This window comes from Bradyrhizobium sp. 956_D2_N1_4, assembly GCF_052076025.1.
GTDB classification, from domain to species: Bacteria; Pseudomonadota; Alphaproteobacteria; order Rhizobiales; family Xanthobacteraceae; genus Bradyrhizobium; species Bradyrhizobium barranii.
In genome coordinates this window covers 5,976,660-5,996,610 of the sequence record NZ_CP197237.1, presented here as the reverse complement: position 1 = coordinate 5,996,610, position 19,951 = coordinate 5,976,660, and the positions used below count along the sequence as shown (strand labels likewise).

Below are 19,951 nucleotides of genomic sequence, written 5' to 3'. Positions count from 1 at the left end.
TACTTCGGCTCTTATTTGGGTTTCGAAGCGCCCGGCTGCTTCGGCTCCTTGTGGCCGCCGAAACCCGCGCGCATTGCGGAGAGAATTTTTTCGGCGAAGGTGTGTTCCTTGCGGGAACGGAAACGTGTGTAGAGGGCCGCGGTCAAGACTTCGGCCGGCACGGCCTCGTCGATCGCCGCATTCACGGTCCAGCGGCCTTCGCCGGAATCCTCGACGAAGCCGGAATATTCCGCAAGCGCAGGGCTGTCGGCGAGCGCCGTCGAGGTGAGGTCGAGCAGCCAGGACGGGATCACGCTGCCGCGCCGCCACACCTCCGCGATATCGGCAAGGTCGAAATCATAGCGATGATCCGCCGGCAAGGCCTCGATGTTGGCATTCTTGAGAATGTCGAAACCTTCGGCATAGGCCTGCATCAGGCCGTATTCGATGCCGTTGTGGATCATCTTGACGAAATGGCCGGCGCCCACGGGACCTGCATGGATGTAGCCCTGCTCGATGCGGGGATCGCGCCCCTCACGTCCCTCCGTGCGCGGAATGTCGCCGGCGCCGGGCGCGAGCGCGGCGAAGATCGGATCGAGCCGGTCGACCACCTGCTTCTCGCCGCCGATCATCATGCAATAGCCGCGGTCGAGCCCCCAGACGCCGCCTGAGGTGCCGACATCGACATAATGGATGCCGCGCTCCTTCAGCGCCTTGCCGCGGCGGACGTCATCCTGCCAGAACGTGTTGCCGCCGTCGATGATGACGTCGCCGGCTTGCATCACGCCCGAGATCGTGTCGATCGTCGTCTCGGTGATGTGGCCGGCCGGCAGCATCACCCAGGCCGCGCGCGGCCGCTCCAGTTTGGCGACGAACTCTTCCAGCGTCGCCGAGCCCTGTGCGCCGTCTGCGGCGAGACCCGCGACGGCCTTGGCGTCCTTGTCGTAGACCACGGTCGTATGACCGTGGCGCATCAGGCGGCGAACGATGTTGCCGCCCATCCGGCCGAGGCCGATCATGCCGAGTTGCATCGAGAGATTCCCTTAGTTCAGCGCATCGTTAAGCGCCGCGTTGAGCGCCGCGAGACCTTTCTTGAGCCCGCCCTTGAGGTGGACCCGGAGCGCGCGCCGGCCGCGCTCGGTGAGCACGTCGAAGTCGCCGCGCGCCTGCGCGGCCTTGATCACGCCGAAGCTCGCCTTCTGGCCCGGCACCGACAAGTCCTTGGCATCGTCGGCCGTGATCTGGAGAAACACGCCGCTGTCGGGCCCGCCCTTGTAGGCCTGCCCGGTCGAATGCAGGAAGCGCGGTCCGAACTCGGCGCAGGTCGCGACGTGACGCTTCTCGCGCACTTCGAGACGCATCGTCTGGAGTGCGTCGATCGTCGCCTTGTCGCGCGCGATGTAGCCGAGCAGGGCGACATAGTCGCCATGGCCCGAGCGGGAGAGATGCGCTTTCAGCCACGAGGTGAGGTCGCCGTTGGCGCCGGCGGCGCGCAGCGCCGTGGCGTTGGCCTCGTCGGTGTAGAGATCGGCCTCGTCGGTGCTGACCACCGGCTGTTCGGCCGGCAATGCACCGGTCTTCTCGAACGACGCGGTGAGCTCGCGGGTCTTGATCTTGGCCGCTTCCACGTCCGGCTGGTCGAACGGGTTGATGCCGAGGATGCTGCCCGCGACCGCCGTCGCCATCTCGAAGCGGAAGAACTCCTGACCGAGATGGTCGATCGATTTCATCACGATGCGCACGACGGGATGGCCGGCGGCTTCGACCGCGGCAAGCTTGGAGTCATGCGCGGCGTCCGCTTCGCCTTCGGTGCGAATGTCGATGAAGAAGCGGTCGTTGCCGTAGAGCGCGGGCTCGCCGAGTGGTTCGCCGGCGATCGGGATCAGGCCCTTGCCTTCCTTGCCGGTCGATTCCGCGATCAGCTGTTCGGCCCAGGCGCCGAAATCGGCGATCTTCTTCGACGACAGGATCGTCACCTTGTCGCGGCCTTCGAGGCCGGCGAGGCCCATGGCAAGGCCGAGCTGGACGCCCGGGTTCTCACCTGGCGGCACGTCGGGTCCGCAGGAGCGGGCCATGGAGAGCGCGTGTTTGATCAGCGTCTTGACGTCGATGCCCGCGGTCGCCGCCGGCACCAGGCCGAACGGCGAGAGCACCGAATAGCGGCCGCCGATCGAGGGTTCGCCATGGAAGATGCGGGCGTAGTTGAGGCTCTTCGCCGCCTTCTCCAGCGACGAGCCGGGATCGGTCACCGCAATGAAGCGGTGGCCGGTCTTCACTTTCGGCCCGACCGCCTGTGCGACGCGTTCGTGGAAATAATCCTTCATCGCGTTCGGCTCGGTGGTCCCGCCGGATTTGCTGGACACGATGAACACGGTGTTGGCGATGTCGATCCTGGCCTCCATTGCCCGGACCTGTGCCGGATCGGTGGAATCCAGCACGTGCAATTTCGGGAAGCCGGACTTCCGCGTAAAAGTCTCGGCCAGCACCTCGGGGCCAAGGCTCGATCCGCCCATGCCGAGCACGACGGCATCGGAGAACTTTTGGCCCTTCACGCGGCTCGCATAGTCCTCATAGTCGGCGACGTCGGCCTTCGCCGCGCTGTCGAGCCAGCCGAGCCATTTGTCCTCGTCGGTGCCGGTCCAGACCGATTTGTCGCGCTGCCACAGCCTGCGGATCTTTGCCGAGGCGCGCCATTCCTCGGTGCTCTTGGCCACCGCCTTGCCGAGGCCGTCGCCGAGCGAGAGAAGCTGGTGGTCGATCGCAGGCCCGAGCACGGTCGCCCGCTTGTGGGCGACGGCGCCATAGAGCTTGTCGGCGGCATCGGCGAACTGCTTGACGCCGTCCTTGACGAGTTCCTCGGTGATCGCCTCGAGCGAGACGCCGGAGCGCTCCAGTTCTTCCAGCACGCGGCGGGCGTCGTCGACGTTCTCTTCAAGGCTGTCGCGCGGCTTGCCGTGGTCGCGGAACGCGTCGAGCGTCGCCGGCGGCACGGTATTGATGGTGTCGGGACCGATCAGCTCCTCGACATAGAGGACGTCGCTGTAGTCCTTGTTCTTGGTGCCGGTGGAGGCCCACAGCATCCGCTGCGGCTTGGCGCCCTTGGCGGCGAGCTTGTCCCAGCGCGGGCCGGAAAACAGGCGCTTGTAATCCTGGTAGGCGACCTTGGCGTTGGCGATCGCGACCTTGCCCTTCAGCGCGGCGAGCCGCTCCTTCTCGGATGGATCGTTGGCGCGGGCGATCCTCTCGTCGAGCTGCTTGTCGACGACCGAGTCGATGCGGCTGACGAAGAAGCTCGCGACGCTCGCCACGTGCGACGGGTCGCCGCCGCCGGCGACGTATTTTTCCAGACCGGCGAGATAGGCCTCGGCGACCTGGAGGTAGACGTCCCTGGCGAACAACAGCGTGATGTTGATGCTGATGCCGTCGCCGATCAGCGTCTCGATCGCCGGCAGGCCCTCCGGCGTCGCCGGCACCTTCACCATCAGGTTCTTGCGGTCGACATCCTTCCAGAGCCGCCGCGCCTCGGCGACCGTGCCGGCGGTGTCCATCGCCAGATAGGGCGAAACTTCCAGGCTGACATAGCCGTCGCCGGCCCTCAGGCGGTCATAGACCGGGCGGAGCACGTCCGCGGCGTTTTGGATGTCCTCGATCGCGACGGCCTCGAACAGGTCGGCCACAGTCCGGTCGCCGCGCTTCAGCGCCTTGCCGATCGGGGCGTCATACTCGTCCGAACTGCCGATCGCCTTCTCGAAGATCGATGGGTTGGAGGTGACGCCCTTGACGCCGTCGGTGTCGATCAGCCGCTTCAGGTCGCCCTTGGCGATGAAGCCACGGGCCAGGAAGTCCAGCCAAACGGCTTGTCCGTGCTTTTCCAGTTCTTTGACGGGATTCATGATGTTTATTTATCTCCAAGCCTGCGGGCGAGGGGTTTCCGCGCCGGTCCTGACGCGCTATCCTCTAGCCTACATGCTCCCGGGAGGGAACCAATCAAGGGGATAGGCGTCTTACCCTCCAGTGTAACTCCGTCGCGATCATGGCGATCCAGGCGGAAGTAGCCGTGTTGCGTAAAAAGTCGTCGGCCGGAGCAGTGGCCAGGGGCTCGTTACCAACGTAGCCGCTTCGTCTCGTCAGCCCAGTCTGCGTGGAGTGTCATCAGCGGATTACGGTCCGCCTGATAGATCGTCGCTCGGCCGCGAATGGCCATGCTGGGGAAAAGCATGCACGCACATCATGACCGCCTGACGCTCGCTGTTGCCGACAGCCCGCAATCGGTCGCGCCGGCCGCATGCATCGATGCGACCCACGATCTCGAAATCAGCCCGTGTACGACCCAGCTGCGGCTGCTGGTCGCGGCGGGCTTCGCGATGACCCTGTTCAGTGCGACCCTTGCCTTCGACTGGTGGGACGGTCTGGGCGACTACGATACGACGGTCGGCTATGCCGGCGTCGTGCTGTTCGGCCTGGTGACCGGCCGGCTGATCTGGCTGCTGCCCGCCGAGCGGGGACCGGTGGTGATCGTCACCCCCTATGGCATCCGCGACCTCCGCATCGGCAACGAATTTCTGCTGTGGGACTCGATTGCGGAGGTTTCGACTGAGGAAGGCCGCGGCCACAAGGCGATCGTGCTGACGCTGACGCCGGCCTTGCAGCGGCAGCTCTGCACCATGAGCACCTTGGCGCACCGTGCGGAGAACGAACGGCAGAATGAACGGATTGTCATCCGCTCCGAGGGTTTGGCGACCGATTTTGATACACTGCTGCGCGCTTGCCGCGATTGTCATGCTGCGAGCGCTGCGCGCACCGCATTGCAGCAGGAAGATGAACGCGGTACGCAAGGCTTCGCCGTACAAGCGTCATAAGATTGCCGCTCGCAGATCGCTCCATGTTGCAGTGCCGGATGGGCTCATCCCCGGTAATGCCCGGATGTTGCGACCAAGTGACATTTTCTGGAAATGAGCGAAGATAGATACAGATTCGCACAAATTACAGGCATGTGCCTGTTCGTAACTCAACGAGTGCCTACGTTGTGCGTTGCGTCGTGTTGGCACCAGGGTGTCCAATGATCGTCATGTGCTCACGCTGATTCGAAATGGCCTGAGGAACGGTCCGGTAACTGCTTTCGTTTCAGCTTGTGGCGGAACTCACGCGGAGAGGGATCATGTATAACGATTCTCTATTCAATGCTTTCGCTAAGTCGTTCGAGGCGAGAAGCCAACACGACATGTCGATGGCGGAATATCTGGAATCGTGTCGAAGCGATCCCATGAAATACGCGAACGCGGCCGAGCGACTGCTAGCAGCGATCGGTGAGCCTCAGACGATTGACACGGCCAAGGACCCACGCCTTGGCCGTATTTTTTTGAACCGCACCATCCGGACCTATCCGGCCTTCGCCGGCTTCTACGGCATGGAAGAAACCATCGAGCGCATCGTCGGTTTCTTCCGTCACGCGGCGCAGGGCCTGGAGGAGCGCAAGCAGATCCTCTATCTGCTCGGCCCGGTCGGCGGCGGCAAATCCTCGCTCGCCGAGCGCTTGAAGTCGCTGATGGAAGTGCAGCCGATCTACGTGCTCAAAGCCGGCGATGAATTGAGCCCGGTGTTTGAAAGCCCGCTCAGCCTGTTTGATCCCGATCATCTCGGACCGATGCTGGAAGAGAAGTACGGCATTCCGCGCCGTCGCCTCACCGGCCTGATGAGCCCGTGGTGCTACAAGCGGCTGGAAGCCTTCGGCGGTGACATTTCTCAGTTCAGAGTCGCAAAAATCCAGCCGTCGCGGCTGCGCCAGATCGCGGTCTCCAAGACCGAGCCTGGTGACGAGAACAACCAGGACATCTCGTCGCTGGTCGGCAAGGTCGATATCCGCAAGCTCGAGACCTACGCGCAGAACGATCCCGACGCCTACAGCTATTCGGGCGGCCTCAATCGCGCCAACCAGGGCATCCTTGAATTCGTCGAGATGTTCAAGGCGCCGATCAAGATGCTGCACCCGCTGCTCACCGCAACGCAGGAGGGCAACTACATCGGCACCGAGAATATCGGCGCGATCCCCTTCACCGGCGTGATCCTCGCGCACTCGAACGAAGCCGAGTGGTCGAGCTTCAAGGCCAACAAGAACAACGAGGCCTTCATCGACCGCATCTGCGTGATCAAGGTGCCGTACTGCCTCCGGGCTACCGAAGAGCAGAAGATCTACGAAAAGCTGATCCAGGGCTCGGAGCTGGCGGCCGCGCCGTGCGCACCCTCGACCCTGGAGACGTTGGCGCGGTTCTCGGTGATGTCGCGCCTGCGCAAGCACGAGAACTCCACGTTGTTCGGCAAGATGCGGGTCTATGACGGAGAGAGCCTGAAGGAATCCGATCCGAAGGCACGGAGCGTCCAGGAATATCGCGATGCCGCCGGCGTCGACGAAGGCATGGACGGCGTCTCCACCCGATTTGCCTTCAAGATCCTGGCTGCGACCTTCAACCACGATCCGCAGGAAGTCGCAGCCGACGCCGTGCATCTGATGTACGCGCTGGAGCAGTCGATCCGCCGCGAGCAGCTCCCGGAGGAAGTCGAGAAGCGCTATCTCGAATTCATCAAGGCGGACCTGGCGCCGCGCTACGCCGAGTTCATCGGCAACGAGATCCAGAAGGCCTATCTCGAATCCTACTCGGATTACGGCCAGAATCTGTTCGACCGCTACGTCGACTACGCCGATGCCTGGATCGAGGATCAGGACTTCAAGGATGCCGACACCGGCCAGCTGCTCGATCGCGAGCTTTTGAACCAGGAACTGACCAAAATCGAGAAGCCGGCGGGTATCGCCAACCCGAAGGACTTCCGCAACGAGGTGGTCAAATTCTCGTTACGGTCGCGGGCCCAGAACGGCGGCAAGAATCCGACCTGGATTTCCTACGAGAAGATTCGCGACGTGATCGAAAAGCGGATATTCTCGCAGGTCGAGGACCTGCTTCCGGTCATCTCCTTCGGGTCGAAGAAGGACGGCGAGACGGAGAAGAAGCACGGCGAGTTCGTCGCACGCATGGTGGAGCGCGGCTACACCGAGCGTCAGGTTCGCCGGCTCGTCGAATGGTACATGCGTGTGAAGCAGGCCGGTTGAGGCGGATGGAGCGGATGGAAAAGTGCCCATTCACATTATTGACAGGCGCCTGAATCCAGGCGGCAAGAGTCTTGAGAACCGGCAGCGGTTCTTGCGTCGGGCCAAATCCCTGGTGCAGGGCGCCGTCAAGAAGACCTCGCAGGAACGCGACATCAAGGACGTCCTGGAGGGTGGTGAGGTCACGATACCGCTCGACGGCATGCACGAGCCGCGTTTCCGCCGTGAAGGCGGAACGCGCGACATGGTGTTGCCCGGGAACAAGAAGTTCATCGAGGGCGATTACCTCCAGCGATCCGGCCAGGGCAGCGCCAAGGATTCCGGTCCCGGCGAAGGCGACAGCGAGGACGCGTTCCGCTTCGTCCTCTCCCGCGACGAGTTCGTGGATCTGTTCCTCGACGACCTCGAGCTGCCGGATCTTGCCAAGCGCAAGATCGCGCAGACCGAGAGCGAGGGCATCCAGCGCGCCGGCTACACCACGTCCGGCTCGCCCGCCAACATCTCGGTCAGCCGGACGGTGAAGCTCGCGCTGGCGCGCCGCATCGCGCTCAAGCGTCCCCGCAAGGAGGAGATCGAGGAGCTGGAAGCCGCGATCGCGGCATGCACCGACGAGGACGAGCGTGTGCTGCTGCTCGCCGAGCTCGAAAGGCTGAAGGCGAGAACCAAGCGCATTCCCTTCGTCGATCCGCTCGATATCCGCTACCGCCGCTACGAGAAGGTGCCGCGGCCGGTGGCGCAGGCGGTGATGTTCTGCCTGATGGACGTCTCCGGCTCGATGTCCGAGCACATGAAGGATCTCGCCAAGCGCTTCTACATGCTGCTCTACGTGTTCCTGAAGCGGCGCTACAAGCATGTCGAGATCGTCTTCATCCGCCACACCGACCGCGCCGAGGAGGTGGACGAGCAGACCTTCTTCTACGGTCCGGCCTCGGGCGGCACGCTGGTCTCCAGCGCGCTCCACGCCATGCACGAGATCGTGCGCGAGCGCTTCAACCCGTCGGACTGGAACATCTACGCCGCGCAAGCCTCCGACGGCGACAATTCCTATTCCGACGGCGAGCTCACGGGCATGCTGCTGACCGACAAGATCCTGCCGGTCTGCCAGTTCTTTGCCTATCTCGAGGTCGGGGAGTCCGGCGGCAGCGCCTTCGATCTCTCCGACTCCTCGCTCTGGACCCTCTACGACCGCCTGCGCAACAGCGGCGCACCGCTCTCGATGCGCAAGGTCAGCGAGCGCAGCGAGATCTTCCCGGTGTTCCACGATCTGTTCCAGCGCCGCGAAACTTCCCAGGAGAAAGCCGCTCCATGACGGAACGCTTGTTCGAAGGCGCCGATTGGGATTTCCGCACGTTGCAGCGCATCACCGATGCCTGCGAGGAGGTGGCGACGAAGGATCTCGGGCTCGACGTCTATCCGAACCAGATCGAGGTCATCACCGCCGAGCAGATGCTGGATGCCTACTCGTCCGTCGGCATGCCGCTGTTCTACAAGCACTGGTCGTTCGGCAAGCACTTCGCGTTCCACGAGGCCTCGTATCGCAAGGGCCTGATGGGGCTTGCCTATGAGATCGTGATCAACTCCTCGCCCTGCATCTCCTATCTGATGGAGGAGAACACGGCGACGATGCAGACGCTGGTGATCGCCCACGCCGCCTTCGGCCACAACCACTTCTTCAAGAACAACTATCTGTTCAAGCAGTGGACCGACGCCGACGGCATTCTGGACTATCTCGACTTTGCCAAGAACTACGTGATGACCTGCGAGGAGCGCTACGGCCGCGTCGAGGTCGAGCGCACCCTGGATGCCGCGCATGCGCTGATGTCGCATGGCATCGACCGCTATCCCGGCAAGAAGAAGCTGGATCTGCGCGCCGAGGAAAAGCGGGCGGGGCGCCGCCGTCAGCACGAGGAGGAGGTCTTCAACGACCTCTGGCGCACCGTGCCGAAGGGGGCGTCGAAGACCCGCTCCGCGCTCAGCATCGAACGCCGCCGCAAGCTGCTCGGCCTGCCGCAGGAAAACCTGCTCTACTTCCTGGAGAAGAGCGCGCCGCGGCTGGCGCCCTGGCAGCGCGAGCTTTTGCGCATCGTCCGCCACATCGCGCAATATTTCTATCCGCAGAGCCAGACCAAGGTGATGAACGAGGGGACCGCGACCTACGTCCACTATCGCATCATGACCAAGCTGCATCAGCAGGGCCGCATCTCCGACGGCAACTTCCTCGAATTCCTGCAGTCGCACACCAACGTGGTGTTCCAGCCCGAATTCGACGATCCGCGCTTCTCCGGCTTCAATCCCTATGCGCTCGGTTTTGCCGTGATGCAGGACATCGAGCGCATCGTCACCAGGCCGGAGGACGAGGACCGCGAGTGGTTCCCCGACATTGCCGGCAAGAACGACGTGATGGGCGTGCTGCGGGACGTCTGGGCCAACTACCGTGACGAAAGCTTCATCGCGCAGTTCCTGAGCCCGAAGCTGATGCGGCACTTCCGCATGTTCCACCTGCACGACGATCCCGAGGAGCGCGCCGGCATCCGGGTCGATGCCATCCACGACGATCGCGGCTTCCGCCGGGTGCGGCGCGAGCTGGCGCGGCAGCATGATGTCGGCTTCATCGACGCCAATATCGAAGTGGTCGACGTCGATCTCTCCGGCGACCGCCGGCTGATCCTGCATCACCACGTCATCAAGGGCTCGCAGCTCAACGAGACCGACGCCAAGCGCGTGCTCCAGCACCTCGCCGATCTCTGGACTTACGACGTCTCGCTGATCGAGGTCGATGCCAACGACAAGGTCCTGCGCGAATATGTCGTAAGCCCGCGCCCGATCCCGGCGGCGGCCTGAGGCCGCTGGCAGCTGCTAGAACATCGACGTTGCGGTAGCTCGCCCTCGGCCCATCCTTCGAGACGCCCGCCTTTGGCGGGCCCTCAGGATGAGGACGGAGTGTGCGGGAGCTATGTCGACAGACAGCGCTTCTGCTTAGCCTCATCCTGAGGAGACCGCGGAGCGGTCGTCTCGAAGGACGAGGCGCTTGCTCTGGCCGTCACCAAGAATTTGCATCGACTTGACGTGGTCTAAGTCGATCGCTTCTTCGCCGGCTTCTTCTTGGACGCATTCAACTCCACCGCTGCACGAATGAGCGCCTTCAACGCCTTCTCGTTGATTTTTTCGCCTTCGCGAATGTCGATCGCGCGGCGCACGTTTCCCTCGAGGCTGGAATTGAACAGGCCGGCCGGGTCGTCGAGCGCCGCGCCCCTGGCAAAAGTCAGCTTCACGACGGCCTTGTAGGTCTCGCCGGTGCAGATGATGCCGTCGTGCTCCCACACGGGAACGCCGCGCCATTTCCATTCCTCGACGACGTCAGGATCGGCCTGCTTGATCAGGCCGCGGATGCGCCCCAGCATCTCGCCGCGCCAGTCGCCGAGTTCCTTGATCCTGCCGTCGATCATCCTGGAGGGCGAAGCGCCATCCGTCTTGGTCGCGCTGCTTGTCTTCGCGGTCACGGCCTTCTTCATGATCACGCCTCTTGCCGCGCGCCGCTGCGACGGCCGACATAGGGCAGCGCGAACATGTAGAGCCCGGTCGCGAGCAACGGAATCAGCGGGACGAATGCCAGCAGCCCGATCCACGTGGCCTGGATTTGCAGCGTCAGGGCAACAATGTTCGCGATGACGGCGAGCGTGAAAGCGATGGACAGCCAGCGATGGATCTGCCGAACCCACATATTCCCGGTCAATGAAACCTCCTCTTGAGATGATCGAATAAAGGCCGGCGACGGACCTAGTCAGCCCGCGCCAGCACCTCGTCCAGCTTGGCGAAAAACTGCTTCCAGCCGGCATGCGCGCCGCCATAGGCCTGCTTCTGCGTCGGGCTGAAGCCCGCCTGCTCGACGCGCAAATGCGTGCCCGCGTTCGTCGGCGTCAGCGTGAAGGTCACCACGCTTTTCAGATCGAACGCCGCGTCCTCATGCGAGAAATTCCAGGTATAGGCGAGCGTGCGCTGCGGCTCGATGGTGAGGACCTCGCAGTCCAGCACGCCGCCCCATTCGCCGCGAAGATTGAAGCGATGACCGACGGCCGGCTTGAAGTCGTTCTTCATCAGCCATTCCTCGATCAGATGCGGCTGCGTCAGCGCGCGCCAGATCCGCTCGGCCGGGAAGGAAAATTCGCGCTCGATCACCACGGAGCGCATCTCGGCGGCAGCTTCGGTCATTGGTCCATCCTCTTCAGGAGATCGTCGAGAGCATCGAGCCGGTTCTGCCAGAAGCCGGCCATCTGGCCGGTCCAGTCGATCAGCGGATTGAGCGCGCCGGGCTGCGCGCTGTAATGGGTCTGGCGTCCTGCATGGCGGTCGCGCACCAGCCCGGCCTGCTTCAGCGCGCCGAGATGTTTTGAGACTGCCGGCTGGGAAACGCCTGATGTCGCGGTCAGTGCCCCGACCGTCTGCTCGCCCTCCCGGCACAGCCGCTCGAAGATCGCCCTCCGGGTCGGATCGGCGAGCGTCCTGAACAGAAGATCGTGCGCGGCGGACATGTGAAATCCATAACCCATAAGTTATGGATTAACTCATAACCCCACGGTTATGGATAAGTCAAGCCGAGAAAAGAAGACTTCAGCGCCTAGGGCCGCAAGTAGAGATAACCCTGCGACTGGAGCTCGGCCAAACGGACCACGCCGCCCTTCTCCGCGCTGACGAAGCCCGGCAGCAAACCCGTCAGCGTGACGTTCTGCGCCTTCATGGTGTTGGCGCACGCCGCGAGCTCGATACCGCCCCTGGAGAAATCGCCGACGCGCTTGCCGACGTCGGGGTTGGCCTGTGCCCGGTGAAACGCCTTCAGCGCCGGCCCGTGAATCACCAGCGCGATTGTGACGTGTTGGGGACCGCCGACGCGGTCAATGTGGTTCTGGATGTTGCCGAGCACGAAATTGACCTTCTCGGCATCGCTGAGGTGATAGACGACCTTGAGCTTGTTGCCCGTGCCGGCTTCCGTCGCGGCCTTCGCGCTGGAGCCGCCAAGCGCCGCGCCCAGGGCCGAGACGGCGCTCCACAAGATGCTCCGGCGGTTTTCATGATCGCACCGGGCGCGTGAACCATTGACGGCCGCATCGGAGGGGGGTGAGAGCCGACTGGCGGTTAGTCGCAAGCCGAACGCCGCGTGTTCAAGTGCCGATGCCTTGCATTCCCGTGGGCAGCCTCGCGCAAGGTTCCAGTCCTAATAACTCGGGAGAAGGGGCGTTCGTAAACCCAGGGTTGCTGCAAAAGGCTGGTGGCGGTCGAACATGTCCGTAGGTCAGAACTTGCCCAACATTACGATCGGCTATTCCCGGGGACGGCTGCTGGTGTTTTTCGGCGCCGGTCTGCTGCTGACGCTGCTCTGCGCTGCGCTCGCATTCATGTGGCAGCAAGGCAAGAACATCACCACGTTCGAGGTCGCCGCCTGCTATGTCGGTGCGGTGTTTTTCGGCCTCGCCACCTTCAGGATGCTCTGGAGGTTGATCTCGGCCAGGTCGCCGGTCGTCTTCATCAGCCGTGTCGGCATTCGCGACCTCAGGCTCGCCGACGAGACCATCGCCTGGAGCTCCGTGCGGAAGATACAGATCTGGGAGCAGCGCCTGCAGAAGTTCGTGGTGCTCAAGCTCGATCCTCTTGTCGCCGGGCGATTCTCCGGAGGCTTCCTGAGGCGTGCCTTGTCGCTGATGAACAAGACGCTTGGCGCTGACAGCGTGATCGTCAATGCGGGCGGCCTGACCATGGACGTCAAGACATTGCTCGAGACCTGCAAGCAATATTGGGGTGCCGGACGACCGGCCCCTTCGGACCACTCCGTACCGGAGCCTGAACCGGCGCCCGAGGCTGTCAGCTGAAGCGGGCGAGGAATCGCCAGCATCGGGTAAGATGCCGCGCATCGCAGCGGCGGTTGAAGCAGGCATAGGCTGCGCTGCTGGGTGGTCGCGCGAGCCTTAGTCCGCTGTCGGTCCGCGAAGGTTCAATCCTTGCCGCGATTCCGCCCGGGAACTCGGCGCCGCTGATTTCTGCGAGATTGTCGCGGATCATCAATGTGATAGTCTTCACAGACAGCTGAAATTCGATGTCGTAAGCTCACCCGCGTTTGTGGAGTTCCCCGCAATGGGCGAGATTCGTAACTTCAGATCCGGAAATCATGACGAGCCGCCTCCACACGGCTCGATGCCGCGTCGTCTCGCCGCAATCATCGTCGGTGACATCGCTTCCTACAGCCGCTTGATGCAGGCCGACGAGGAAGGCACGCATGTTCGCGTCAAGCGGATCGAGCGGGATCTCATCGAGCCCAGCATCGTCGAACACCATGGAACGTTGGTGAAGACGACGGGAGACGGCTTCATCGCGATCTTCGACAGTCCCGTCGAGGCCGTTCGCTGCAGCATCGTCATCCAGCAGAATCTCGTCGGGCGCAACGCTTCGCTTCCGAAGGACTCCCGGATCGAATATCGGATTGGCGTCAATCTCGGTGATGTGATCGTAGAGCCGGACGATGTCTACGGCGACGGCGTCAACATCGCCACGCGCATCGAGGGTATCGCCGAGCCCGGTCAGGTCTATATCTCGGGCGCGATCTACGAGCAGATCAAACACAAGGTGGTGTGCGGCTATGAGTCGCTCGGCGACCGCAAGGTCAAGAACATCACCGATCCGGTGCGTGTCTATCGCGTGCTGCCGGACGCAGATGCGGTCGGGAGGACGCGAGGCCGGCGCGAGAATACACTGATCTTCCTTCTGGGCATCACGCTCCTCGTGATCGCTTCCGGTGTGTTGTGGTATCTGCTGGCGCAGCCGTCGGGCAGGGTGAACCAGCAGGCCGCCGCGCCGACTGCTGCTCCGGTCGCATCGCCGAGCCCGCAACCTGCACCGCGAGAAGCCGCGACACAAACGCCGCAGCCGTCTCCTTCATTGGCGGCATCGTCTCCATCGCCCGCTCCGGCGCCAAGTGCTCCGGCGCCAAGTGCTCCGGCGCCAAGTGCTTCCGCGCCAAGTGCTTCCGCGCCAAGTGCTTCGACGTCGAGTCCAGCGCCAAGCCCATCGGCCACGTCGCTCCGCGAACCCGAGATGATCGCCATTCGCGGCGGCAGCTTCGCGATGGGAAGCAATGACGATCCGACCGAACGTCCCGTCCACCAGGTCACGGTCAAGCCGTTCTCGATCGGAAAGTATCCGGTGACCGTGCGGGAATGGAACGAATGCGCGGCTGCAAAGGCGTGCGGCTTCACTGCCATCGGCAAGGACGATGCGCCGATCACCAATGTGAGCTGGACCGACGCGCAGCAATATGCGGCCTGGCTCGCGCGGACCACGAAGAAGTCGTATCGGCTTCCGAGCGAGGCCGAATGGGAATACGCGGCGCGCGGCGGGACGCAGACGAAATATTGGTGGGGCGACAAGCTCCAGCCGGGCATGGCGGGATGCAAGGATTGCGGTGACCTCGCGGCCGAGCAGCCGGCGAAGGTCGGCAGCTTCAAGCCGAATCCGTTCGGCCTCCACGACATGGGTGGCGGTGTCGATCAGTGGGTCGAGGACTGCTGGCGCAGGACCTATCAGGGCGCACCCGGTGACGGCTCGGCATGGACCGGCGGGGACTGCTCGTCGCATGTCCTGCGCTCGGGTTCATGGAAGAACGATTCGAGATATGTGAGGCCGTCCAACCGCGATGGCTACGATACCAATGTTCGTTATCCGACGCATGGATTCCGCGTTGCTCTAAGTCCTTAAGTGGTGGAGTCATTTCGATGCAGATCATTCGTTGCGCCGCCCTGGCGGCGGCGCTTGCATTGCTGCCGGGCGTCGCCTATCCGCAGAGCAAGACCGCTCCCAAGGATGCCAAGCTTTATTTCATCACCCCGCGTGACGGGCAGAAGGTTCGCGGTGGGTTCTGGGTCCGGTTCGGCTTGCGCAACATGGGCGTGACGCACGCCGGCGATGAGTACCAGAACGCCGGCCATCATCATTTGCTGGTCGACGTCAACGATCCCATCGATCCCAAGGAGCCAATCCCGCAGGACAAGTCGCATCTGCACTTTGGGGCGGGGCAGACCGAAACCCTGCTCGAACTTCCCCCCGGGACGCACACGCTGCAACTGGTGCTGGGCGATGCGAAGCACTATCCGTTCGAGCCGCCTGTCGTATCGGAGAAGATCACCATACGTGTCAGGCAGCCGCTCGAGCGGGGGAGATGATCACCGCAGGCTGGCGTTGAACTTGTCCAGCGCCGCCGAGCCCGGGCACAGCGTGTCCACTTCCAGCGTATTGAGCGGCGTCTCGACCGTGTTGAGATGCGCGTGCAGGTCTTCCGCATCGGGATCGACGTAGAGCAGACCGGTGACGATCTGGCCCTTGGCGGCGTGCTTCTGGAGGAAGGTCTGGGCGCCGAGGCGGTCGTGCGGGTCGTAATCCGCGTCGATCTTGCGCAGCGCGATCTTGCTGCCGTCGTGCTGCTCGACCACCTGCACCGTTCCCGGCGCGTAATCGACGGCGATGGGATCGCGGCCGACCAGCACGTCGAGCCGGTTCACGGCGTCATTGTGCTCGCGCACATAGTCGAAGCTTTTGGTCGAGCCGGCGTGATTGTTGAAGGCGATGCAGGGGCTGATGACGTCGATGAAGGACGCGCCCTTGTGACGGATCGCGGCGGCGATCAGCGGCACCAGCTGGGTCTTGTCGCCGGAGAACGAGCGCGCGACGAAGGTGGCCCCTAGCTGCAGCGCAATCGCGACGAGGTCGATCGCGTTGTCGGTATTGGTCACACCTTTCTTGGACTTCGAGCCGCGGTCGGCGGTCGCCGAGAACTGGCCCTTGGTCAGGCCGTAGACGCCGTTATTCTCGACGATATAGGTCATGTTGACGCCGCGCCGGATCGAATGCGCGAACTGGCCGAAGCCGATCGAGGCGGAATCGCCGTCGCCGGAGACGCCGAGATAGATCAGATCACGGTTGGCGAGGTTGGCGCCTGTGAGCACGCTGGGCATGCGGCCGTGCACGGAGTTGAAGCCGTGCGAATTGCCCAGAAAGTAGTCCGGGGTCTTCGAGGAGCAGCCGATGCCGGAGATCTTCGCAACCCGGTGCGGTTCGATCGAGAGCTCGTAGCAGGCTTCGATGATCGAGGCCGTGATCGAGTCATGGCCGCAGCCGGCGCACAGGGTCGAGATCTTGCCCTCGTAGTCGCGGTGCGTGTAGCCGAGCTCGTTCTTCTTCAGGCCCGGATGATGGAACTTCGGCTTGGCAATATAGGTCATGACACGGCCTTGCGGAGCGGGGTCACCTTGAGGTGATCCTGGTGGTCGCCAATGGCTTTTGCGATGTAGCGGGCGGTGATCGGGGTGCCGTCATAATGCACGATCGGTACGAGGCGCACCGGGTCGATGCCGTTCTCGTTGACGATGAGCTGGCGGAGCTGGGCGTCGCGGTTCTGTTCGACCACGTAGACGAAGTCGTGCTCGGCGAGGAAGCTCGCCACGCTCGAGTGGAACGGGAAGGCGCGGATGCGCAGGCGGTCGAGCTGATGTCCGCGCGCCTCCAGCAGGCCGATCGCCTCGTCCATCGCCGGCGAGGTCGAGCCGAAATAGATCACGCCATATTTGGTCGGCCGTTCCGCGTTGGCCTGGAGCGGGCGCGGGACCAGGTCCTGCGCGGTCTCGAACTTGCGCACCAGGCGCTGCATGTTGTCGGCATAGACCGAGCCTTCCTCGGAGTAACGCGCATAGCGGTCGCGCGAGGTGCCGCGGGTGAAATAGGAGCCCTTGGTCGGGTGCGTGCCGGGATAGGTGCGGTAGGGAATGCCGTCCCCGTCGACGTCGAGATAGCGGCCGAAGTCGCGGCCTTCCTCCAGCATCTCCGTGGTCATCACTTTGCCGCGGTCATACTGTTTCGCGTCGTCCCATTTCAGCGGGCGGCAAAGACGGTGGTTCATCCCGATGTCGAGGTCGAGCATCAGGAAGATCGTGGTCTGGAGCCGTTCGGCAAGATCGAATGCGGCCGCCGCGAACTCGAAGGCCTCAGCCGGATCTTCCGGGAACAGCAGCACGTGCTTGGTGTCGCCATGCGAAGCATAGGCGCAGGCGATGATGTCGCATTGCTGGGTGCGGGTCGGCATGCCGGTCGAGGGACCGGCGCGCTGGATGTTCATGATCACGGCCGGGATCTCCGCGAAATAGGAGAGGCCGATGAACTCGGTCATCAAGGAGATGCCGGGCCCGGAGGTTGCGGTGAAGGCACGGGCGCCGTTCCAGGAGGCGCCAATGACGATACCGATTGAAGCCAGCTCGTCCTCGCCCTGCACGATGGCGTATTTCGCCTTGCCCGTTTCAGGATCATGCCGGTACTTCTTGCAGTGGGCGGTGAAGGCCTCCGCCACCGACGAGGACGGCGTGATCGGATACCAGGCGCACACGGTGGCGCCGCCATAGACCGCGCCGAGCGCGGCGGCGCTGTTGCCTTCGATGAAGATGCGGTCGCCGACTTTGTCGGTTTTCTTCACCCGCAGCCCGATCGGGCATTTCAAATTCTGCAGCGCCCAGTCGCGGCCGAGATGCAGCGCATGGACGTTGGAGGAGAGCAGCTTCTCCTTGCCCTTGTACTGCTCGCCGATCAGCTGCTCGATCAGCTTCGGGTCCATGTCGAGCAGCGCCGAGAGGCTGCCCAGATAGATGATGTTCTTGAACAGCTGGCGCTGGCGCGGATCGGTGTAGGTCGAGTTGGTGATCGCGGTGAGCGGCACGCCGATCACGGTGATGTCGTCGCGGAATTTGGTCGACGGCATCGGCTTGGTGGAATCGTAGAACAGATAGCCGCCGGGCTCGATGCCGGCGATGTCCTTGTCCCAGGTCTGCGGGTTCATCGCCACCATCATGTCGACGCCGCCACGGGCGCCGAGATGGCCGTCTTCCGTCACCCGCACCTCGTACCAGGTCGGCAGGCCCTGGATGTTGGAGGGGAAGATGTTGCGGGGGGAGACCGGAACGCCGTGACGCAGGATCGCGCGCGCGAACATCTCGTTGGCGCTGGCCGAGCCCGAGCCGTTGACGTTGGCGAAGCGGACGACGAAGTCGTTTACGCTGCTGAGCGGCTTTTTGTCGGACATGTCGAACCTGCGTAAGTCATCTCGATGAAATATTTCTGCATGTCCCAGGCTCCGGTGGGACAACGCTCGGCGCACAGCCCGCAATGCAGGCAGACGTCCTCGTCCTTAACCATCACGCGCCCGGTCTTGAGATCAGAGGACACGTAGAGGTCCTGGTCCGGATGCGGCGAGGGCGCCTTCAGGCGCTGGCGTAGGTCGCTTTCCTCGCCATTATCAGTGAAGGTGATGCAGTCCATCGGGCAGATGTCGACGCAGGCGTCGCACTCGATGCAGAGCGAGGTCGAGAACACGGTCTGGACGTCGCAGTTCAGGCAGCGCTCGGCTTCGCCCAGCGCCAGCTTGACGTCGTAGCCGAGCTCGACCTCGGTTCGGATGTCCTTCAGCGCAATCACCTTGTCGCGATGCGGAACCTTGAAGCGCTTGTCGTTGGAGATGTCGTTGTCATAGCTCCATTCGTGGATGCCCATCTTCTGCGAGGAGATTTGCACCTCCGGCAGCGGCCGTTCGGTGATGTCATCGCCCGAGAGCATCTTGTGGATCGACAGCGCGGCGTCGTGGCCCTGCGCCACGGCCCAGATGATGTTCTTCGGGCCGAACGCGGCGTCACCACCGAAGAACACTTTCGGATTGGTCGAGACGAAGGTCTTCGGATCGACCTTGGGCATGTGCCATTTGTCGAACTCGATGCCGCAATCCTGCTCGATCCAGGGAAAGGCGTTTTCCTGGCCGACCGCGACCAGCACGTCGTCGCAGGGAATGGTCTGATCGGGGTCGCCCGAAGGCACCAGATTGCGGCGGCCTTTGGCGTCATATTCGGCTTTGACGTGCTGGAAGGTGACGCCGATGAGCTTGCCGGCGACATGCTTGAATGCCACCGGCACCATGTAGTTGAGGATCGGGATGTCCTCGTGGATCGCGTCTTCCTTCTCCCAGGGCGAGGCCTTCATCTCCTCGAAGCCGGAGCGCACAATGACTTTCACGTCTGCGCCGCCGAGGCGGCGCGCGGTGCGGCAGCAATCCATCGCGGTGTTGCCGCCGCCGAGCACGATCACGCGCTTGCCGATCTTGTCGATGTGGCCGAACGACACCGAGGACAGCCAGTCGATGCCGATATGGATGTTGGCGGCAGCTTCTTTCCGGCCGGGAACATCGAGCTCGCGTCCGCGCGGTGCGCCGGAGCCGACGAAGATCGCGTCATATTTCTCCGCGAGCAGCGCCTTCATGCTCTCGATGCGATGACCGCCTTTGAACTCGACGCCGAGACCCAGGATGTAGCCGGTCTCCTCGTCGATGACCGAATTGGGCAGGCGGAATTTCGGGATCTGCGTGCGCATCATACCGCCGGCTTCGGGATCGCCGTCGAACACGGTGCAGTGATAGCCGAGCGGAGCAAGATCGCGCGCCACCGTCAGCGAGGCGGGGCCACCGCCGACGAACGCAACGCGCTTGCCGTTCTTCGGCGCGGGGCGCGGCAGGCGCTGCCTGATGTCGTCCTTGAAGTCGGCGGCGACGCGCTTGAGGCGGCAGATCGCCACCGGCGTTTCCTCGACGCGTCCGCGACGGCACGCCGGCTCGCATGGACGATCGCAGGTGCGTCCCAGAATTCCTGGGAACACGTTCGATTTCCAATTGATCATGTAGGCGTCGCTGTAGCGGCCTTGTGCGATCAGTCGGATGTATTCGGGAACCGGGGTGTGTGCAGGACAGGCCCACTGGCAATCGACCACTTTGTGAAAGTAGTCGGGGGCCGCGATGTCGGTCGGTTTCAT

Annotated in this window: 17 protein-coding genes; 7 read left to right on the top strand and 10 right to left on the bottom strand. The window is 63.3% G+C overall.

Features of this window, described 5'->3' with window-relative positions:
- Nucleotides 1-11 precede the first annotated feature (11 nt).
- The gene (gene gnd / locus AB7535_RS28390) at nucleotides 12-1,010 is read right to left on the bottom strand and encodes a phosphogluconate dehydrogenase (NAD(+)-dependent, decarboxylating) (protein ID WP_231143276.1); all 999 of its coding nucleotides are present in this window, start codon (nucleotides 1,008-1,010) and stop codon (nucleotides 12-14) included.
- Between the two features lie 12 nt (nucleotides 1,011-1,022).
- Nucleotides 1,023-3,872 carry a bifunctional transaldolase/phosoglucose isomerase gene (locus tag AB7535_RS28385; protein ID WP_231143275.1) on the bottom strand — a complete coding sequence of 950 codons (2,850 nt, stop codon included), beginning with the start codon at nucleotides 3,870-3,872 and terminating at the stop codon, nucleotides 1,023-1,025.
- A 303-nt stretch (nucleotides 3,873-4,175) separates the two neighbouring features.
- On the opposite strand from AB7535_RS28385, the gene AB7535_RS28380 reads away from it, so the two are divergent.
- The 4 genes from AB7535_RS28380 to AB7535_RS28365 all read left to right on the top strand — a co-directional run bounded on the left by AB7535_RS28380 (nucleotide 4,176) and on the right by AB7535_RS28365 (nucleotide 9,919).
- Nucleotides 4,176-4,838, top strand: a complete 663-nt coding sequence (locus tag AB7535_RS28380) for an STM3941 family protein (protein ID WP_166343992.1) — start codon at nucleotides 4,176-4,178, stop codon at nucleotides 4,836-4,838.
- Between the two features lie 299 nt (nucleotides 4,839-5,137).
- Complete coding sequence (locus AB7535_RS28375; protein ID WP_063981411.1) at nucleotides 5,138-7,081, top strand: PrkA family serine protein kinase; 1,944 nt, start codon at nucleotides 5,138-5,140, stop codon at nucleotides 7,079-7,081.
- Nucleotides 7,082-7,103: 22 nt separating this feature from the next.
- On the top strand, nucleotides 7,104-8,387 hold the full coding sequence (locus tag AB7535_RS28370) for a YeaH/YhbH family protein (RefSeq protein ID WP_425364256.1): 1,284 nt from the start codon (nucleotides 7,104-7,106) through the stop codon (nucleotides 8,385-8,387).
- A complete protein-coding gene (locus tag AB7535_RS28365; RefSeq protein WP_231143274.1) occupies nucleotides 8,384-9,919 on the top strand; it encodes a SpoVR family protein in 1,536 nt (511 codons plus the stop codon). Before AB7535_RS28370 ends, AB7535_RS28365 begins: the two co-directional genes overlap by 4 nt.
- 230 nt (nucleotides 9,920-10,149) lie before the next feature.
- On the opposite strand, the gene AB7535_RS28360 is transcribed toward AB7535_RS28365, so the two are convergent.
- The 5 genes from AB7535_RS28360 to AB7535_RS28340 all read right to left on the bottom strand — a co-directional run bounded on the left by AB7535_RS28360 (nucleotide 10,150) and on the right by AB7535_RS28340 (nucleotide 12,128).
- Entirely contained in the window at nucleotides 10,150-10,590 is a 441-nt protein-coding gene (locus AB7535_RS28360; RefSeq protein ID WP_231143273.1) for a DUF1801 domain-containing protein, read from the bottom strand.
- Nucleotides 10,591-10,592: 2 nt separating this feature from the next.
- Nucleotides 10,593-10,811, bottom strand: coding sequence for a hypothetical protein (locus tag AB7535_RS28355; protein ID WP_028156239.1), 219 nt, complete (start codon nucleotides 10,809-10,811; stop codon nucleotides 10,593-10,595).
- A 44-nt stretch (nucleotides 10,812-10,855) separates the two neighbouring features.
- Nucleotides 10,856-11,287 carry an SRPBCC family protein gene (locus AB7535_RS28350; RefSeq protein WP_231143272.1) on the bottom strand — a complete coding sequence of 144 codons (432 nt, stop codon included), beginning with the start codon at nucleotides 11,285-11,287 and terminating at the stop codon, nucleotides 10,856-10,858.
- Nucleotides 11,284-11,607, bottom strand: a complete 324-nt coding sequence (locus AB7535_RS28345; RefSeq protein ID WP_028147048.1) for an ArsR/SmtB family transcription factor — start codon at nucleotides 11,605-11,607, stop codon at nucleotides 11,284-11,286. Before AB7535_RS28345 ends, AB7535_RS28350 begins: the two co-directional genes overlap by 4 nt.
- Before the next feature lie 86 nt (nucleotides 11,608-11,693).
- Nucleotides 11,694-12,128 carry a DsrE family protein gene (locus AB7535_RS28340; protein WP_354102340.1) on the bottom strand — a complete coding sequence of 145 codons (435 nt, stop codon included), beginning with the start codon at nucleotides 12,126-12,128 and terminating at the stop codon, nucleotides 11,694-11,696.
- A 226-nt stretch (nucleotides 12,129-12,354) separates the two neighbouring features.
- On the opposite strand from AB7535_RS28340, the gene AB7535_RS28335 reads away from it, so the two are divergent.
- From AB7535_RS28335 to AB7535_RS28325, 3 genes are all read left to right on the top strand, one after another.
- Nucleotides 12,355-12,939: an STM3941 family protein gene (locus AB7535_RS28335; RefSeq protein ID WP_071910161.1), complete on the top strand. Its 585-nt coding sequence runs from the start codon at nucleotides 12,355-12,357 to the stop codon at nucleotides 12,937-12,939.
- A 262-nt stretch (nucleotides 12,940-13,201) separates the two neighbouring features.
- A complete protein-coding gene (locus tag AB7535_RS28330) occupies nucleotides 13,202-14,818 on the top strand; it encodes an SUMF1/EgtB/PvdO family nonheme iron enzyme (protein ID WP_231143271.1) in 1,617 nt (538 codons plus the stop codon).
- A gap of 17 nt (nucleotides 14,819-14,835) precedes the next feature.
- Entirely contained in the window at nucleotides 14,836-15,282 is a 447-nt protein-coding gene (locus AB7535_RS28325; RefSeq protein WP_231143270.1) for a DUF4399 domain-containing protein, read from the top strand.
- Here the strand turns inward: AB7535_RS28325 and AB7535_RS28320 are convergent, their stop codons facing one another.
- The 3 genes from AB7535_RS28320 to AB7535_RS28310 are packed head-to-tail and all read right to left on the bottom strand — an operon-like array spanning nucleotide 15,283 to nucleotide 19,951.
- Nucleotides 15,283-16,338 (bottom strand): 2-oxoacid:ferredoxin oxidoreductase subunit beta, encoded by a 1,056-nt coding sequence (locus AB7535_RS28320; protein WP_231143269.1) that lies wholly within the window; start codon nucleotides 16,336-16,338, stop codon nucleotides 15,283-15,285.
- Nucleotides 16,335-18,182 (bottom strand): 2-oxoacid:acceptor oxidoreductase subunit alpha, encoded by a 1,848-nt coding sequence (locus AB7535_RS28315; RefSeq protein ID WP_071910167.1) that lies wholly within the window; start codon nucleotides 18,180-18,182, stop codon nucleotides 16,335-16,337. The genes AB7535_RS28320 and AB7535_RS28315 overlap by 4 nt, the downstream gene beginning before the upstream one ends.
- On the bottom strand, nucleotides 18,152-19,951 hold the full coding sequence (locus AB7535_RS28310; RefSeq protein ID WP_085405212.1) for an FAD-dependent oxidoreductase: 1,800 nt from the start codon (nucleotides 19,949-19,951) through the stop codon (nucleotides 18,152-18,154). The genes AB7535_RS28315 and AB7535_RS28310 overlap by 31 nt, the downstream gene beginning before the upstream one ends.